At 66.6% G+C, this 15,215-nt stretch carries 8 protein-coding genes; 1 reads left to right on the top strand and 7 read right to left on the bottom strand.

The features are described 5' to 3' along the window. Positions 1 to 12: 12 nt before the first annotated feature. From O6P39_RS01980 to pilG, 7 genes are all read right to left on the bottom strand, one after another. Positions 13 to 1,044, bottom strand: a complete 1,032-nt coding sequence (locus O6P39_RS01980) for a chemotaxis protein CheB (RefSeq protein WP_275609809.1) — start codon at positions 1,042 to 1,044, stop codon at positions 13 to 15. Continuing rightward, positions 1,037 to 9,463, bottom strand: coding sequence for an Hpt domain-containing protein (locus tag O6P39_RS01975; protein WP_275609808.1), 8,427 nt, complete (start codon positions 9,461 to 9,463; stop codon positions 1,037 to 1,039). The genes O6P39_RS01980 and O6P39_RS01975 overlap by 8 nt, the downstream gene beginning before the upstream one ends. Before the next feature lie 24 nt (positions 9,464 to 9,487). Further along, positions 9,488 to 10,351 (bottom strand): CheR family methyltransferase, encoded by an 864-nt coding sequence (locus tag O6P39_RS01970; protein WP_275609807.1) that lies wholly within the window; start codon positions 10,349 to 10,351, stop codon positions 9,488 to 9,490. 59 nt (positions 10,352 to 10,410) lie between these two features. Continuing rightward, positions 10,411 to 12,459: a methyl-accepting chemotaxis protein gene (locus O6P39_RS01965; protein WP_275609806.1), complete on the bottom strand. Its 2,049-nt coding sequence runs from the start codon at positions 12,457 to 12,459 to the stop codon at positions 10,411 to 10,413. Between the two features lie 80 nt (positions 12,460 to 12,539). Then, complete coding sequence (locus O6P39_RS01960; protein ID WP_275609805.1) at positions 12,540 to 13,076, bottom strand: chemotaxis protein CheW; 537 nt, start codon at positions 13,074 to 13,076, stop codon at positions 12,540 to 12,542. A 62-nt stretch (positions 13,077 to 13,138) separates the two neighbouring features. Continuing rightward, the gene (gene pilH, locus O6P39_RS01955; RefSeq protein WP_009615257.1) at positions 13,139 to 13,504 is read right to left on the bottom strand and encodes a twitching motility response regulator PilH; all 366 of its coding nucleotides are present in this window, start codon (positions 13,502 to 13,504) and stop codon (positions 13,139 to 13,141) included. A 46-nt stretch (positions 13,505 to 13,550) separates the two neighbouring features. Continuing rightward, on the bottom strand, positions 13,551 to 13,958 hold the full coding sequence (gene pilG, locus O6P39_RS01950) for a twitching motility response regulator PilG (RefSeq protein WP_015475142.1): 408 nt from the start codon (positions 13,956 to 13,958) through the stop codon (positions 13,551 to 13,553). A gap of 269 nt (positions 13,959 to 14,227) precedes the next feature. On the opposite strand from pilG, the gene gshB reads away from it, so the two are divergent. Then, complete coding sequence (gene gshB / locus O6P39_RS01945) at positions 14,228 to 15,190, top strand: glutathione synthase (protein WP_275609804.1); 963 nt, start codon at positions 14,228 to 14,230, stop codon at positions 15,188 to 15,190. Positions 15,191 to 15,215: the final 25 nt, after the last annotated feature.

Here is a 15,215-nt window from a genome sequence, read left to right as displayed (position 1 = left end):
CCACTCCAGCTATCACGTTAGTTCGGCCACGCATTGGGCGGCCAGATGGTTGACCAGCGTCGCCGCGAGCTCGCGCGGATCGCCCGAGAACGTGCTGTAGCCCCCTTCGCGCAGGCTGTCGGGCATGCTCGAACAGGCGCAACTGTCGGCACGCTGGGTCCAGATTTCCGCGCCCTGCCGGCGCACGTAGGCCGCCGCCGCGCTGCCATCGCTGCACATGCCGCTGAAGACGATCACGCCACAGCGATCACCGTACTGCTGGGCCAGGTTGAGCATCATCTGGTCGACGGACGGGCTGTAGGGCTCCGGCCAGGCACGATCGAGGACGCGCATCCGCGCTTCGCCGTCGAACCCCAGCTCCTGGCTGATCGGCACCACCACCACTTCGCCGCAACGCACCGGATCGCCGTCGCGCACGGTGTTCACATGCCACTGGCTGTGACGGCCGACTGCCTGCGGCAGGTTGGCCTCGAACGCCGGATCAATGTGCTGGGCATAGAGAAAACCGACTGGCAGGGCGCCGGGCAGCGCATCGAGGAAGGCCTTCACCGCCGCCGGGCCGCCCATCGACGCCGCCAGCAGCCAGACCTGCGCGGCCGGCTCGCCGGCTTTCAACGGCGATGCGGCGAGGTCGTCGGGCAGCGCCACACGGCTGGGCCGCTGCGCTTCATCGAGCAGCGCCGCGAGACTGCGGCCAACACCGGCGCTGGGGTCGCCCACCAGCTTGCGCAGCTTGGAGACCAGGCGCCGTTCCCAGCGCGGGTAATGTTCGGAATGCCGCTCCGGCGCGTGCCCCTCGCCGAACAGCACGGGTATCCGCGACTGCTCCAGCAGGTTGTCCACCAGGGGCGAATCTTCCTGCTGGGCCAGGTCCACCAGCCACAGGTCGGTCTCGCAGGCGTCCAGTTGCTCGCCGTCCAGGCGCGCCGGGTCGGCGTTGAGCACCACCTGGTAGCCGTGGCCGGCAAGCGCCTGCGCCAGCACGTGGCGTTGCAGGGAGGTATCGGCGATGACCGCGATACGCGGCGTGCTCTGCTCAGACATGGGACTTCACCAGGCTCAGGATGCTCTCCAGCAGTTCAGTTTCCTGGTACGGCTTGCCCAGGTACTGGTTGACGCCGATGGCCAGGGCACGATCGCGGTGCTTCTCGCCGGTTCGCGAGGTGATCATGATGATCGGCAGGTCCTTGAGTTGTTCGTCGTGGCGCACCAGGGTCGCCACCTCGAAGCCGTCCATGCGCGGCATCTCGATGTCCAGCAGCATGATGTCGGGCTTGTGATCCTGCAGCTGGGCGATGGCGTCGACCCCGTCCTTGGCAGTCAGCACGTTCATGCCGTTGCGTTCCAGCAGGCGGCTGGTGACCTTGCGCACGGTGACCGAGTCGTCCACCACCATGACCAGGGTCGGGCGCTGGTGTTCGACTTCCGCCGCCGCAGGGCCTGCCAGCTGGCGGCGCGGCTGGGCTTGCAGCGCGTGGGCATGGCGCACGCGGATAGTCGCCAGCAGGTCGAGAATCACCACCACGCGGCCGTCACCGAGGATGGTCGCGCCGGAGATGCCGGCGACCCCGGCGAACTGCGCGCCGAGGCCCTTCACCACGATTTCGCGGGAGCCCGCCAGGGCATCGACCTGCACCGCCACGGCGTGGTCCGCCGAGCGCACCAGGATCACCGGCAGCGGCAGCGATTGGCCCACCAGTTTCGGGTGCTGGCCGTTATTGAGCAGGTCGCCCAGGTACTTCAGTTCGTAGTCCTGGCCTGCGTATTCGAAGCGTGGCGCAGCGCTGCCCTCGGCCGCAGCCTGCTCGTAGAGCGCCTCCAGCTCGTAGGGGGAAACCCGCACGATACCTTCGATGGTGTTCAGCGGCAGGGCGTACAGGTCCTCGCCGGAGAGCACCATCAGCGCGCGGTTCACCGACACGGTGAACGGCAGGCGGATGTTGAAGTGCGTGCCCTCGCCCAGCGTCGAGTGGATGCTGATGGAGCCGCCCAGTTGTTTCACTTCGGAGGCGGCCACGTCCATGCCGACGCCGCGGCCGGAGATCTGCGTGATCTTCTCGGCGGTACTGAAGCCGGCTTCGAGGATGAACTGCAGCACCTCGTGGTCGGTCAGGTCGCTGTCCTCGGTCATCAGGCCGCGCTCGATGGCCTTGCGCCGCACCGCGTCGAGGCGAATGCCGCCGCCGTCGTCGCCCAGGGTCAGGAGGATGTCGCCGCCCTCGCGGCCCAGGGTCAGGCGGATGGTACCGGTTTCCGGCTTGCCGGCCAGGCGGCGCGCCTCGCCGGACTCGATGCCATGGTCCACCGCGTTGCGCAGCATGTGCTCCAGCGGCGCGACGATGCGTTCGAGCACCGTGCGGTCCATTTCGCCTTCGGCGTTGCTGACCACGAACTCGACCTGCTTGCCCAGCTCGTTCGCCACCTGGCGGACGATGCGGCGCAGGCGCGGCACCAGGCGGTCGAACGGCACCATGCGGGTGCGCATCAGGCCTTCCTGCAGCTCGGTGTTGACCCGCGCCTGTTGCAGCAGCAGGGTCTCGGCGTCGCGGTTCTTCGCGGCCAGGGTTTCCTTCAGGTCGAACAAGTCGGAGGCGGACTCGAACAGCGCGCGCGAGAGCTGCTGCAGCTGCGAGTAGCGGTCCATCTCCAGCGGGTCGAAGTCTTCGTAGCCGGCGCGCTCGGCATCGGCCTGGTGGCGCGAGAGGATCTGCGCCTGGGTTTCGGTATCGAGGCGGCGCAGCTGGTCGCGCACACGCTCGATGGTGGCTTCCATTTCCGTCAGGGTCGAACCGACGTCGCTCACCTGCTGCTCGACGCGACCGCGGAAGATGGAGGTCTCACCGGCGAGGTTGACCAGGCCTTCCAGCAGCTGCGCGGGGACTTTCACCAGTTCCTGCGGCGCACGGCGGGCGGCCGACTCCTGGGCAGCCTCCTGGGCGCGGCGGACGAACGGCAACACCACCGGCGCCTCGACGCGCTGCGGCACGGTGGCGGCCATGATGGCTTCGGGCAGTACGCTCGGCAGCGACGGCGGAGTCGGCACTTCGCTCGGCAGCGGCGCCGGCTCGGGGACGTTAGCCTCGGTTTCGCCCAGGTGCTGGCGCAGCTGGTCGACTTCGGCCTGCAACCCTTCGAAGCCGGACTGCACGTCCAGCAGCAGGCTGTCCGGCCAGGGCGCGCCCTGCTGCTGGGCCTCGGACAGATGCTGTTCAAGGTCGTGGGCCAGGTCGCCCAGGCCGCTCTGGCCGGCCAGGCGCGCACCGCCCTTGAGGGTGTGGAGGATGCGCAGCAGCTCGTCCAGTGCACCGTTTTCGCGCTCGGCGTCCCAGCGACCCAGGGCCTGTTCCATGGCGTCGAGGAGGTCGTCGGCCTCTTCGAGGAAGATATCGAGGATGTCCGCTTCCGGACCTTCCGGCAGGGCCGGCTCGGCGCTCAGTGCTTGCAGGCTGACGCTACTGGGGATGCTCAGTTGCTCGTCGGGGCTTGCGCGAAATCGGTGGATCGCCTCGATCAACGAGTCGCCCTCCGGAATCAGGCGGTGCCCCTGGACGGCTTCGAGCATCTCGGCGAGACGGTCGTGACAGCGCTGCAGCAGCTCAAAGAGCGTGGGACTGGCCCGCAGGCGCCCGCCGCACAGGCCTTCGTAGAGGAATTCCAGCTCGTGGGCGAGATCGCCGATGGGACGGATCTCGGCCATCCGCGCGCCGCCCTTGAGGGTATGCAGATCCCGCTGCAAAGCCTCCAGTTCGACGCTGTTGTCGACGTTTTCCATCCAGCGCTGCAAGGCGCCGGAGGAGCTTTCAAGGATATCGAAACCTTCCTCGAGGAAGATTTCCACCAGCTCCTGGTCGTGTTCGTCGTCCAGCTCGTAGCCGGCGGCGGCGACCGGTTCCGGCGCGCTGTCCTGCGGCGTTTCGGCGATATCCGCCTCGGCCTTGTCGAGGAAGGACTGCAGGTCGACCTCCGGCAGCGTCGCCGGGGTTTCCTCGGCTTCGGCGGCGAGTTCAGGCTCGGCGGGAAGCTCCAGTTCGATCTCCTGCTCCTGCTCCGCTTCGGCGTCCACCTCGAGCGGTGCCTGGGCCAGCGAAGCGCTCAAGCCGGCGGCGGGGTTCTGCCGAAAGGTGCGGATGGTCTGCACCAGATCGGCCGGGTCGGTCAGCGCCTGCCCGGCCTGCAGTTGGTCGAGCTGGGTCGCCAGACGGTCGTGGCAGGTGCGCAGCAGGCCGCCCAGCGCCGGGCTGTGCTGGAAGCGATGGTCCAGCAGCCCTTCGTAGAGCGATTCGAGTTCGTGGGACAGGTCGCCGATCTCGCGGATCTCGGCCATGCGCGCGCCACCCTTGAGGGTGTGCAGGTCGCGCTGCAGGGTCGACAGGGCCGCCAGGGCCTCGGGCGACTGCAGCCACTTCTCCAGCGCCTGGCCGGCGTTATCCAGGATATCCACCGCTTCTTCGAGGAAGATCGCGACCATTTCCTCGTCCAGCGCTTGCGGCGGAGGCTGCGGCGCGGCATACGGACGCGGATCGGCGGCGGTGATGACTTCGTCGTCATCGGCAGGCTGCGCCTGCTCGGTGCTGTCGTTGCGCGGCGGCCAGGTCAGGCCGTCCGGCAGGTCTTCCTCGGCCACCGGGCGGGTGTCGAGGAGGAACTCTTCGTCCTCCGCCGGGAAGTCATCAGCAGTCAGGCTCTCCAGGTCGACGAAGTCCTGCTCCGGCTCAGCCAGCGATTCCAGCAAGCGACGCAGGGCCTCGACCTGTTCCGGGCGGGCGCTGACCTGCAGGGCCGCGGCCACCTGGTCCATCATGCCGATCAAGGCTTCGTGGGCCTCCTCGGCAGCACTGAAGAAGGCATCGCCGACATCCAGGCGACCCTGCTGTACCGCGCCATAGACCGCCAGCAGCGCATCGGCCAGTTCGGCCATCTGCGGCAGCTCGGCCATCTGCGCGCCGCGGCTGAGGGTTTCCAGTTCGTCGTGCAGGGCGCCCAGTTCCTGGCGCTCCTGCGGGTGTTCGCGCCAGCGCCGCAGCAGGTCCTCGGCGTCCAGCAGGATGTCCATGCCCTCGGCGAGGAACATACCGATCAGCTTCGGATCGCTGCCCTCGCCGCTTTCGCCACGGCGCTTGGCCTCGGCGGCCTCCAGGCGCTCCTGGTGGACCTGGGCGATGCGCGCCAGCAGTTCGGCGCTGCCGTCGATGGGCGCCAGCGGGCGGCCTTCCAACAGCTGGTCCAGGCCGACCCGGAACAGACGCTCGGCGCCGTGCAGCAGTTCAGCCTCGCGCAGGTCGATCTGCAGCAGGTTGGTCTTGAACTCTTTCATCAGCCGCTCGAGCGGCGTGGCGATTTCGGCGATCGGCAGAATGCCCGCCATGTGCGCGCTGCCCTTGAGGGTATGCAGGGCGCGCTGCAGGTCGTCGGTCACCGGCTGCGGCAGCTGCTGCGCGCAATCGGCGAGGAAGCCGACCAGGGTCTCCAGATGGGTTTCCGCCTCGTTGCGGAAGATTTCCAGCAGTTGCGGGTCGAGGCTTTCACCTTCGACTTCCGCGCTGCTCGATGCGGCGGGCGCGCTCGCCTCCTCGATGGCGGCCTCGGCAGCAGCGTCCGGCTGCGGCTGTCCACCGCTGGGCGGCGGGACCGGCTGCCCCTTGGCCAGGGCATGCGCGGTGGCGGCCAGGCGGTCAACATCATCGCGCTGGCGCTGGGCGTTGGCGGCGAACTCCTCGACCAGTTCCGGCATCAGTGCAACCACGTCCTGCACCACCTGCTGCACGGCCGGGGTGGTGGAGATGCTGCGGTCGAGCACACGGTTGAGCAGGTTTTCGATGGACCAGGCCAGCTCGCCGATCACCAGCGCGCGGACCATGCGGCCACTGCCCTTGAGGGTGTGGAAGGCGCGGCGGACCTCGGTCAGCGCATCGCGCTCGTCGCCGTTCGCCAGCCAGGCAGGCAGGTGCTCGCCGATGGTTTCCAGCACCTCGCCGGCTTCTTCGATGAAGACCTCGCGCAGCTCCTCGTCCATCGGCTCTTCGTCGGCCGGTGGCGGCAGCAGGCTGGGCGGCACGTCCTGCGCCGGCGGGTTGATGGCCTGGGTGGGTGCGGCCATCACTTCGGCGAGGGACAGGGGCTTCGCCACCGGCTCGGCGACCGGCTCCAGCACGGGCGGAGGGCTCGGCAGCTCGACTTCCGGCAGGTCGAGGTCGGCGATATCCAGTTCGTTCCAGTCTTCCACCGGCGCGAGCGGCTCGCTGCTGTCAGCGGCCAGGGCATCCAGCTCCAGCGGCGCATCCAGGCTGAAGTCGATGCCGTCGGCCAGGGCGGGCGTCTCGGGCAGCTCGCCGAGGGTCCAGTTGTCATCGCTGACCAGCGGCTGTTCGGCGGTGGGCAGTTCGACATCCCAGCTCAGCTCATCCGCCGAGGCAATCGGCGCGGCCGGGGTCGGCTCGAGGGCGGCAGGGAGCTCGTCCAGTGCCAGCGGCGCATCCAGGCTGAAGTCGACGCCTTCGGCCAGGGCGGGTGTCTCGGACAGCTCGCCAAGGGTCCAGTTGTCATCGCTGACCAGCGGCTGCTCGGTGGTCGGCAGATCGACGTCCCAGCTCAGTTCGTTCGCCGGGGCGGCGGAGGCGGTCGGAACCGACTCCAGGGTGCCTGGGAGTTCGTCCAGGGTCAGCGGCGCATCCAGGCTCAGGTCCACGCCCTCGCCGACGGCGGGAGTCTCGGACAGCTCGCCGAGGGTCCAGTTGTCGTCGCTCACCAGCGGCTGTTCGGCGGCCGGCAACTCAACAACATCCCAGCTCAGCTCGTCCGCCAGGGTGGTCGGCTCGACCGGGGTCGGCTCGGTGGCGCCCGGGAGTTCGTCCAGGGTCAGCGGCGCATCCAGACTCAGGTCGACGCCTTCGGCCAGGGCGGGCGTCTCGGACAGCTCGCCGAGGGTCCAGTTGTCGTCGCTCACCAGCGGCTGTTCGGCGGCCGGCAGCTCGACGACATCCCAGCTCAGCTCGTCCGCCGAGACGATCGGCGCGGCCGGGGCCGGCTCGATGGCGCCGAAGCTCTCATCCAGCGCCAACGGTGCCATGGCATCCGCAGACGGCTGGCTCGGGTCACTGCTCAGCCAGTCCTCTTCGACGGCGAGCGTGCTGTCGCCAACAGGCTCAAGCGAACCGCTCGCCTCGTCGGTCCTGGCCGGCGCTTCGCTCAGCTCAGGCTGGGCGGGAAGCTCGTTGGGCTCGGCGCTCAGGTCGAGCGACTCCCAGAGGTTATCTTCCGAGGCCACGGGTTCGACGATGTTGTCCAGCTCCCAGGCCGGTTCGCCCAGCTCCGGAGCCGGGGCATCCAGCGCCAGGGGCTCCAGCGGGGCATCCGCAGCAAGGTCGACTGGCGCGGCAGCCGGCTCATCCAGCAGGCTTTGGCCCCAGTTCAGCCCCTCGAGCGCCTCCTGGCTGGCCTCCGGCGCGGCGTCTGGTTCGTCCAGCACCCCTGCGCCCAGATCGGCCACTGGCTTGGTATCGAGTTGCGGTGGTTCGAACGTCGGCGCTTCGACCTGGAGATCGTCGAGGGTCAGTTCCTCCGTCGGTGCCAGGGTGCTGAAATCGTCTACCGTGGCGTCGGGTAGTTCTTCCACCGGCTCACCCAGCGCCGCCAGCGGGGCGCTCGGCGCCTCCGGCAGCTCCGGCTCGGCGGCAAGGTCGGCGGCCAGGGCCGCGCTGGCGAGCACATCGATTTCATCCAGCGGATTGTCCAGCGGCGCCGGAGCCGGCGGCTCGACGGCATCGAGGATCGACGGGCGCGGCTTGAGGGAGTAGCCCAGGCTTTCCAGGCTTTCCTCGGCCACGTCGAGAATCAGGTCGCCCTGGGTGCCCTGGTCCTCGGACAGGCGCTCCAGGTAGTACTCGACGCTGGTCATGGCGTCGGCGAGGGTGTCGAGGCTGTGCCAGTCCGGCACGGCCTGGCGCACCAGCAGTTGTTCCTGGATGTAGCGATTGCAGGATTCCAGCAGTTTCGCCGCACGTTCCTGGGAGATCATCGCCAGACCACCGCGCACTTGCGTCAGCAGCTCCGGCACGCGGGCCAGGTGCTGGTGGTTCCATTGCGAGGCGATGAACTCGATGATCGCGTCCTTGGCCAGCTCCAGGCCATTGCGCGCTTCCTTGATCACCACCTGGTGGATCTGCTCGACATCGGTGGTCGGCAGGCGGCTTTCCTCGCTGCCCGGCTGCTCGCTCGGGCCGACCATGCCGGCCAGGGTCGCCTCCACGTAGAGCAGCGCGCCGGCCACGTCCATCAGCGTCGCATCGTCGGGCTTGCGCTGGCCGCGCGCCAGGGCGCCGACCACGTCGATCTGGTCGAGGATGACCTTGCGCGGCTGGCCGAAGCCCAGCACCGCGAGGGTGTCGGCGATCTGCTTGAGCGGTGCCAGCAGGCTTTCCAGCTCGCCCACCACGCTGCGGTCGCTGCGCACGAAAAGGTCGAGGCTGTCCTTGACCCGTACCAGCTCCTCGCACAACGCGCCCACCACCGAACGCATGGCGTCGCGGTCGGGGCCGGCCAGGCGGGCACGCTCCTCGTCGACCACCGCCGCGCCGGGCAGGGCGTCGTCCAGGCGGTACTCGTCCTTCACCGCGCGCACGCGCGGCGACTGGTCGGAGGCCTTGGCCACGTAGAACAGCAGGTTCTTGATCAGTTCATCCGGCGCCGGCTGGTTCATCGCGTCGGCGCCCTGCTCGACCAGGCGCTTGAACTCGCGGTCCACCTGGCGCAGCAGGTTGCGCATGGAGGTGCCGTTGGCAATGCTGCCGTTGGCCAGGCCTTCGACGATCGCCGAGGCGATCACCCACAGACGGCCCAGCGGCGCGTCCTTGCACAGCGACTCCAGGCGGGCGAAGACGCGCGCCATGTAGCCCAGGTTGGTCGGCAGGTCCTGGTTGCGGATGACGCCGACCAGAGCGACCTGCAGCATCTGCCGCAGCTTGCGCAGCAGCGTGGTGAACTCGGCGGTACGCAGGCGCGCCAGGGCATCCACCGGCAGCGCCGCGGCGCCGCGAGAGAGGTCGGGGGCGAACAGGCTGGTTTCCGACAGCAGCTTCTCGCCACGGGCGGTGCGCAGGTCGTTGAGCAGCGGCAGCACGACCATCGGCAGGTCGCGGCGGGCGCTCTGGATGCGATCCAGGTACACCGGTAGTTGCAGGATCGCCTGCATCAGCACTTCCAGGGCCTCGCCCTGGCTGGTGACGCGCTGGTCGATCAGCGCCTGGGTCAGGTGCTCCATCTCTTCGGCGAGCAGTGCCGCGCCGTAGAACTCCACCATCTGCAGGGTGCCCCGCACCTGGTGGATATAGGCCAGGCAAAAGCCCATCCGCGTCGGGTCCTGGGGATTCTCGACGTAGGATTCGAGCGCCTGCCGCGCCTGCTTGAGCGTTTCGGCAATCTCGCCTTTTACCCATTCCAGGGCGACATAATCGTGCCGATCACCCATAGCCACTCCACTCATGTGTCTGTGTCATCCCTTCCGGGTAAAGGCCAGAACGCGCTCGTCGGCGACCGGTTCGAGGGCCGGATGGTGCCAATCCACCACCTCGCCGACTCCGACCACCAACAGTCCCCCCGGCGCCAGCCGCTCGGCCAGGCGATTGAGGATTTCCCGCCGCCGCCAGCGGCGGAAGTAGATCAGCAGGTTCTGGCAGAAGATCACATCCATGCCGGACATTGGCGCCTGGGCCAGTTCCAGCACATTCAGCCGGGCGCAGCAGACGCGCTCGACCAGATTCGGTACCACCTGATAACGCCCGTCGTCCCGTACGCTGAAAAAGCGCCCGGTCAACGCCGCATCGATCTCATCCAGCTTGCGTGCCGCGTACACCGCCTCGCGCGCCTTGCTCAGGGCATTGAGGCTGATGTCGGTCCCGGTCACGCCGAACAACGGCGTGCGCCCGGCGGCCTCCAGGACCTGCGTGGCGACCATGGCAAGGGAGTATGGCTCCTCGCCGCTGGAACAGCCCACACTCCACAAGGCCAGCGGCCGGCCCTGGCCGACCTCTTCGAGACGCTGGCGCAGGTAGCGCTCGAGCAACTCGAAGGAGGGTTTGTGGCGAAAGAATCGGGTTTCCTGAACGGTGAGACGGTCCAGCAGGTTCGACCATTCCACGGCGCCACGCGGGCCGTCGGTGACCTGCCGGTAGTAGCTGCCGTAGTCGCTGACGCCCAGTTCGCGCATGCGGGCGCCCAGGCTGGTCTGCAGGAAGGCGCGGCGTTGCTCGTTGACGACAACGCCGGTGCGGTCTTCCAACAGTGCCTGCCAGTCGCGGAATTCCGCGGCCGACATGTCGGCCAACGGCTGCAACGACCAGACGCCACTTGCCTGCATGTCGCGCCCCTCGCTCAAGACTATCGTGCGCTACCGCCCGGGCAGCGCACCTCCCCTGCTCAGGCCTGTTCCGCGAGGTCCGGCAGTTTGAAGCCGGATACGGAATTACGCATTTCACTCGCCATCTTCGCCAGGTTACCGATGCTGCGCGCGGTGGCGGTGGTACCGGCGGAGGTCTGCGAGGTGATCTCCTGGATCACGTTCATGGTGTTGGAAATGTGGCCGGCGGAGGACGCCTGCTGACGGGCGGCGTTGGAAATGTTCTGGATCAGCGCCGCCAGGGTCTTGGATACCTTCTCGATCTCTTCCAGGGCCACACCGGCGTCCTGCGCCAGGCGGGCACCGCGCACCACCTCGGAGGTGGTCTGCTCCATCGAGATCACCGCTTCGTTGGTGTCGGTCTGAATGGTCTTCACCAGCGCTTCGATCTGCTTGGTCGCCGCGGAGGAACGTTCCGCCAGGCGCTGTACTTCGTCCGCTACCACGGCGAAGCCGCGGCCCGCGTCGCCCGCCATGGACGCCTGGATCGCGGCGTTCAGGGCGAGGATGTTGGTCTGGTCGGCAATGTCGTTAATCAGGCTGACGATGTCACCGATCTCCTGGGACGATTCGCCCAGGCGCTTGATTCGCTTGGAGGTGTCCTGGATCTGCTCGCGGATGTTGTCCATGCCGGTGATGGTGTTGTGCACCACTTCGTTGCCCTTGTTGGCGATGGCTACGGAACGTTCCGCTACCGCCGAGGACTCGGAGGCGTTCGCCGATACCTGGTCAATGGACACGGCCATTTCGTTGATCGCGGCGGAGGCGCCGGCGATTTCCTGGGCCTGGTGCTCGGAAGCTTCGGCCAGGTGCATGGCGGTGGCCTGGGTTTCCTGGGCGGCGGCGGCCACCTGCACGGCGGTCAGGTTGATGGTTTCCACCAGCTCGCGGAGCTGGTCGATGGAGTAGTTGATGGAGTCCGCGATCGCACCGGTGAAGTCCTCGGTCACGGTCGCGGCTACCGTCAGGTCACCGTCGGCGAGGTCGGCGATTTCATCGAGCAGTCGCAGAATCGCCGCCTGGTTACGGTCGTTCTTCTCGGCGGTTTCGGCCAGACGGCGGTTGGTTTCACGCACCATCACCAGACCGATGAGGATGATCGCGCCCAGGGCGATCACGCCCAGCATGGCGCTGGCGACCTGGTTGAAGACACGGCCCCCGGCGAGGTTCTCGAAGCCGCTGGCCAGGGTGGAGGCCTTGTCCAGCAGGACCTGCGAGCCACCGAAGATGGTGTTGGCCGCTTCACGGACCTGGAACAGTTCCGGGGAGGTCTCGAGGATCTCGTCCACCGAACCGGAAACGAATTCGAAGAGTTCGGAAATCTCGTTGAGGCGGTCCACCGCCTCGGCGTTGGTCACCTTGGAGATGCTCATCGCCGCGTTGCCTTCCTTCATGCCCTTGAGCACGCGGCCGAACAGACTGGCGTCACGGCCGAAGCTGTCGGCGGCCTGGACGGAGTTCTCGTCACCGGCCAGCACCTTGTTCACCGAGCCAAGGATACGTTCGGCCAGCAGCGACTGGCGCTGGGCTACCGCAACCTGGTCGGCCGGAGCGCCGTTTTCCAGCAGGATGTCGACGACCTCTTCGTACTCCACCTGCAGCTGCGGGATGGTTTCGGCCAGCGTCGCGGCCACCTGGTGCAGCGACAGTACGGTCTGCTCGCTGGCCAGGATGGAGTCGGTGTTCTTGCGCAGGGTGTCCCAGTCCTTCTGCACTTGGGCCATCTGCGGTTGTACCGAAGCGGGGCTGGGCGGCAGGCCGGTGGTTTCGTCACCCTTGACCAGGATGTTCCAGCGCTTCTCGAAGTCGTTGCGCGCATCCTTGAGCAGCTTGAACGCCTCGCCCTTGCCCGCCGCGGCTTCCGTGGCGTTCTTGGCGATACGCTGGGACAGCACGCGCAGTTCGCCGGCGTGGCCGATGTACTGTTTGTCGTGGTCCGCCTGGGTGTTGAGGTAAGCGAAGTTGGCGAACAGCAAGACGATCGCCACGATCAGGACCACGAAGAGTCCAAGGATCAGCGAGCTGCTACGCGTGCCCGAAAAGAGACTGCCTGCCTTGATTTTTTTCATATACGGCCCCCGCCTGGACCCCCACGCTTACGGTTTCCATGTCACACACGGGCTGGCGAGCCAGCCCAACCGGTCAAAATCTAGCTGGCGACGTCGAGAAACGCCGGGTGTTGCGCCAGCGCATGCGGGCTGAACACCAACCAGGGCTGTTCTCGATTGAAGACGCCATGAATAAAGGGTTGCAGGACCGCTTCGAGGGGCGGCAGCTGCTCGCTGAAGGTTTCCACCGGGAAGTGCTGCATGCCGAACACCTCATCGACGATGAGGCCGGCGAAGACTTCCTGGTGTTCCACCACCAGCACGCGCCGCTGTTTGCGCAGAGGCGACAGCTCCGCGCCGAGGAAGCCGCACAGGTCCATGATCGGCAACAGGCGGCCGCGCACGTTGGCGACCCCCTTCACCCAGTCACGGACACCGGGCAGCAGTGTGTAGCGCGGCTCGTGAAGAACCTCGCCGACCTCCCCCATGGGTGCCACGAACAGGCGCCCGGCCATGCGAAAGCCAATTCCGTTCCAGCTCTGCGCCACTTCGCGCTGCGCAGGCAGGCCCGCGGCCAGCAGACGACAACGCTGATCGATCTGGACGAGAACCTCGAAAGGACTCTGGACTTCCGCCATGCCGGCCCTGGCCTTCTTTAATAATTATGTTCTTGAAGACTTTCAGCGCGTGCGGCCCGGCTTCAGCCGGCCAGCACCGCATTGATGGTCTTGAGCAGTGTTTCTTCGTCCACCGGTTTGGTCAGGTAGTCGCGCGCGCCCTGGCGCTTGCCCCAGACCTTGTCGGTCTCCTGATCCTTGGTGGTGACGATGATCACCGGAATCGCGCTGGTTTCCGGGTCCTTGGACAGCTGACGAGTGGCCTGGAAGCCATTCAGGCCGGGCATGACGATGTCCATCAGGACCACGTCCGGCTTCTCCTGGCGGGCCAGGGCCACGCCGTCGGCGCCGTTCTCGGCCTTGAGTACCTGATGCGAATGCTTTTCCAGCATCGCGGTCAGCTTGTACATCTCGGTCGGCGAGTCATCAACAATCAGAATTCGAGCCATTGTGGTCCCCATACGGAAAAGGCGTCACCGGCGGCTGGGCCGGACTTCAGGAAGCGTGCTCCACCGGGGTAAAGTCAGGCACATGGGTCTTGATCGCGCCGAGCAGCTCTTCCTTGCTGAAGGGCTTGGTGAGGTACTGGTCGGAACCGACGATGCGACCCTTGGCCTTGTCGAACAGGCCGTCCTTGGAGGACAGCATGATCACCGGGGTGGATTTGAAGGCACTGTTGTTCTTGATCAGGGCGCAGGTCTGATAGCCATCCAGGCGGGGCATCATGATGTCGACGAAGATGATGCTGGGATGGGTATCGGCAATCTTGGCCAGGGCGTCGAAGCCGTCGATGGCTGTGATGACATCGCAGCCGACTTTCTTCAGCAGGGTTTCGGCGGTGCGACGAATCGTCTTGGAGTCGTCGATCACCATCACTTTCAAACCGTCGGAATGCTGTTCCATGTTCGCCCTTACCATCTCGGTGAATCGTTTTTCCACTTTTTATATCAGTGCGCGAGCGCCCTGCCACCGTCGGGCTGCGACCCAATCGTGGGAACCTTTTACCACAATCGTCAGAATCTTTACCACGCCCAGCAAATTCAGGCCATAAGACCCGGAACGCGCAGGCTTTTTCCTTGACCGAGCGCACATCCAGCGCCACCCTGAGCATCCTTTTTCAGCCTTTTCGACGGTGCTCTTCACCGCCCTCTTCAGTCCCAGGAGGACATCCCATGAGCGTACGCCTCGGGATCGTGATGGACCCCATCGCGCAGATCAATTTCAAGAAGGACAGCTCGCTGGCCATGCTGCTGGCTGCCCAGGCCCGTGGCTGGGAGCTGTTCTATATGGAACAGCAGGATCTTTACCAGAAGGAGAACGTGGCCCGTGGCCGCATGCGCCCCCTGAAGGTCTTCTACGATCCGGCCCACTGGTTCGAGCTGGACGCGGAAATCGACCAGCCGTTGTCGGAGCTGGATGTGATCCTGATGCGCAAGGACCCGCCCTTCGATAACGAATTCGTCTACTCCACCTACCTGCTGGAACAGGCCGAGACCGCCGGCACCCTGGTGGTGAACCGCCCGCAGAGCCTGCGCGACTGCAACGAGAAGTACTTCGCCACCCTCTTCCCGCAGTGCTCGCCGCCCACCGTGGTGAGCCGCCGGTCCGATATTCTGCGCGAGTTCGCCGCCGAGCATCGTGACATCATTCTCAAACCCCTGGATGGCATGGGCGGCTCGATGATCTTCCGCCACCGCGAAGGCGACCCGAACCTCTCGGTGATCCTCGAGACCCTGACCCGCCACGGCCAGCAGCAGGTGATGGCGCAGCGCTACATCCCGGCGATCAAGGACGGCGACAAGCGCATCCTGATGATCGATGGCGAGCCGGTGGAATACTGCCTGGCGCGCATCCCGGCGCAGGGCGAGACCCGTGGCAACCTGGCCGCCGGCGGCCGTGGCGTGGCCCAGCCGCTGTCCGAGCGCGACCGCTGGATCGCAGCGCAAGTCGGCCCGGAGCTGCGCAAGCGCGGCCTGCTGTTCGTCGGCCTGGACGTGATCGGTGAAAACCTCACCGAGATCAACGTCACCAGCCCGACCTGCATCCGCGAGATCGACGCGGCCTACGACACCCGTATCGGTGAGAGGCTGATGGCAGTCATCGACGAAAAGCTCAAGGCGCGTAGTGCGTCATAGACTTTTATAAGCCTCGTGGGCAGAC

It is taken from the genome of Pseudomonas sp. PSE14 (assembly GCF_029203285.1).
In the GTDB taxonomy this organism is placed as follows: Bacteria; Pseudomonadota; Gammaproteobacteria; order Pseudomonadales; family Pseudomonadaceae; genus Pseudomonas.
The sequence above is the reverse complement of the archived record's forward strand: the minus strand, read 5'-3'. Positions and strand labels throughout refer to the sequence as shown.

Coding starts and splice junctions, on each gene's coding strand:
- O6P39_RS01980 (WP_275609809.1), bottom strand. CDS start 1,044: ATGTCTGAGCAGAGCACGCCGCGTATCGCGGTCATCGCCGATACCTCC.
- O6P39_RS01975 (WP_275609808.1), bottom strand. CDS start 9,463: ATGGGTGATCGGCACGATTATGTCGCCCTGGAATGGGTAAAAGGCGAG.
- O6P39_RS01970 (WP_275609807.1), bottom strand. CDS start 10,351: ATGCAGGCAAGTGGCGTCTGGTCGTTGCAGCCGTTGGCCGACATGTCG.
- O6P39_RS01965 (WP_275609806.1), bottom strand. CDS start 12,459: ATGAAAAAAATCAAGGCAGGCAGTCTCTTTTCGGGCACGCGTAGCAGC.
- O6P39_RS01960 (WP_275609805.1), bottom strand. CDS start 13,076: ATGGCGGAAGTCCAGAGTCCTTTCGAGGTTCTCGTCCAGATCGATCAG.
- pilH (WP_009615257.1), bottom strand. CDS start 13,504: ATGGCTCGAATTCTGATTGTTGATGACTCGCCGACCGAGATGTACAAG.
- pilG (WP_015475142.1), bottom strand. CDS start 13,958: ATGGAACAGCATTCCGACGGTTTGAAAGTGATGGTGATCGACGACTCC.
- gshB (WP_275609804.1), top strand. CDS start 14,228: ATGAGCGTACGCCTCGGGATCGTGATGGACCCCATCGCGCAGATCAAT.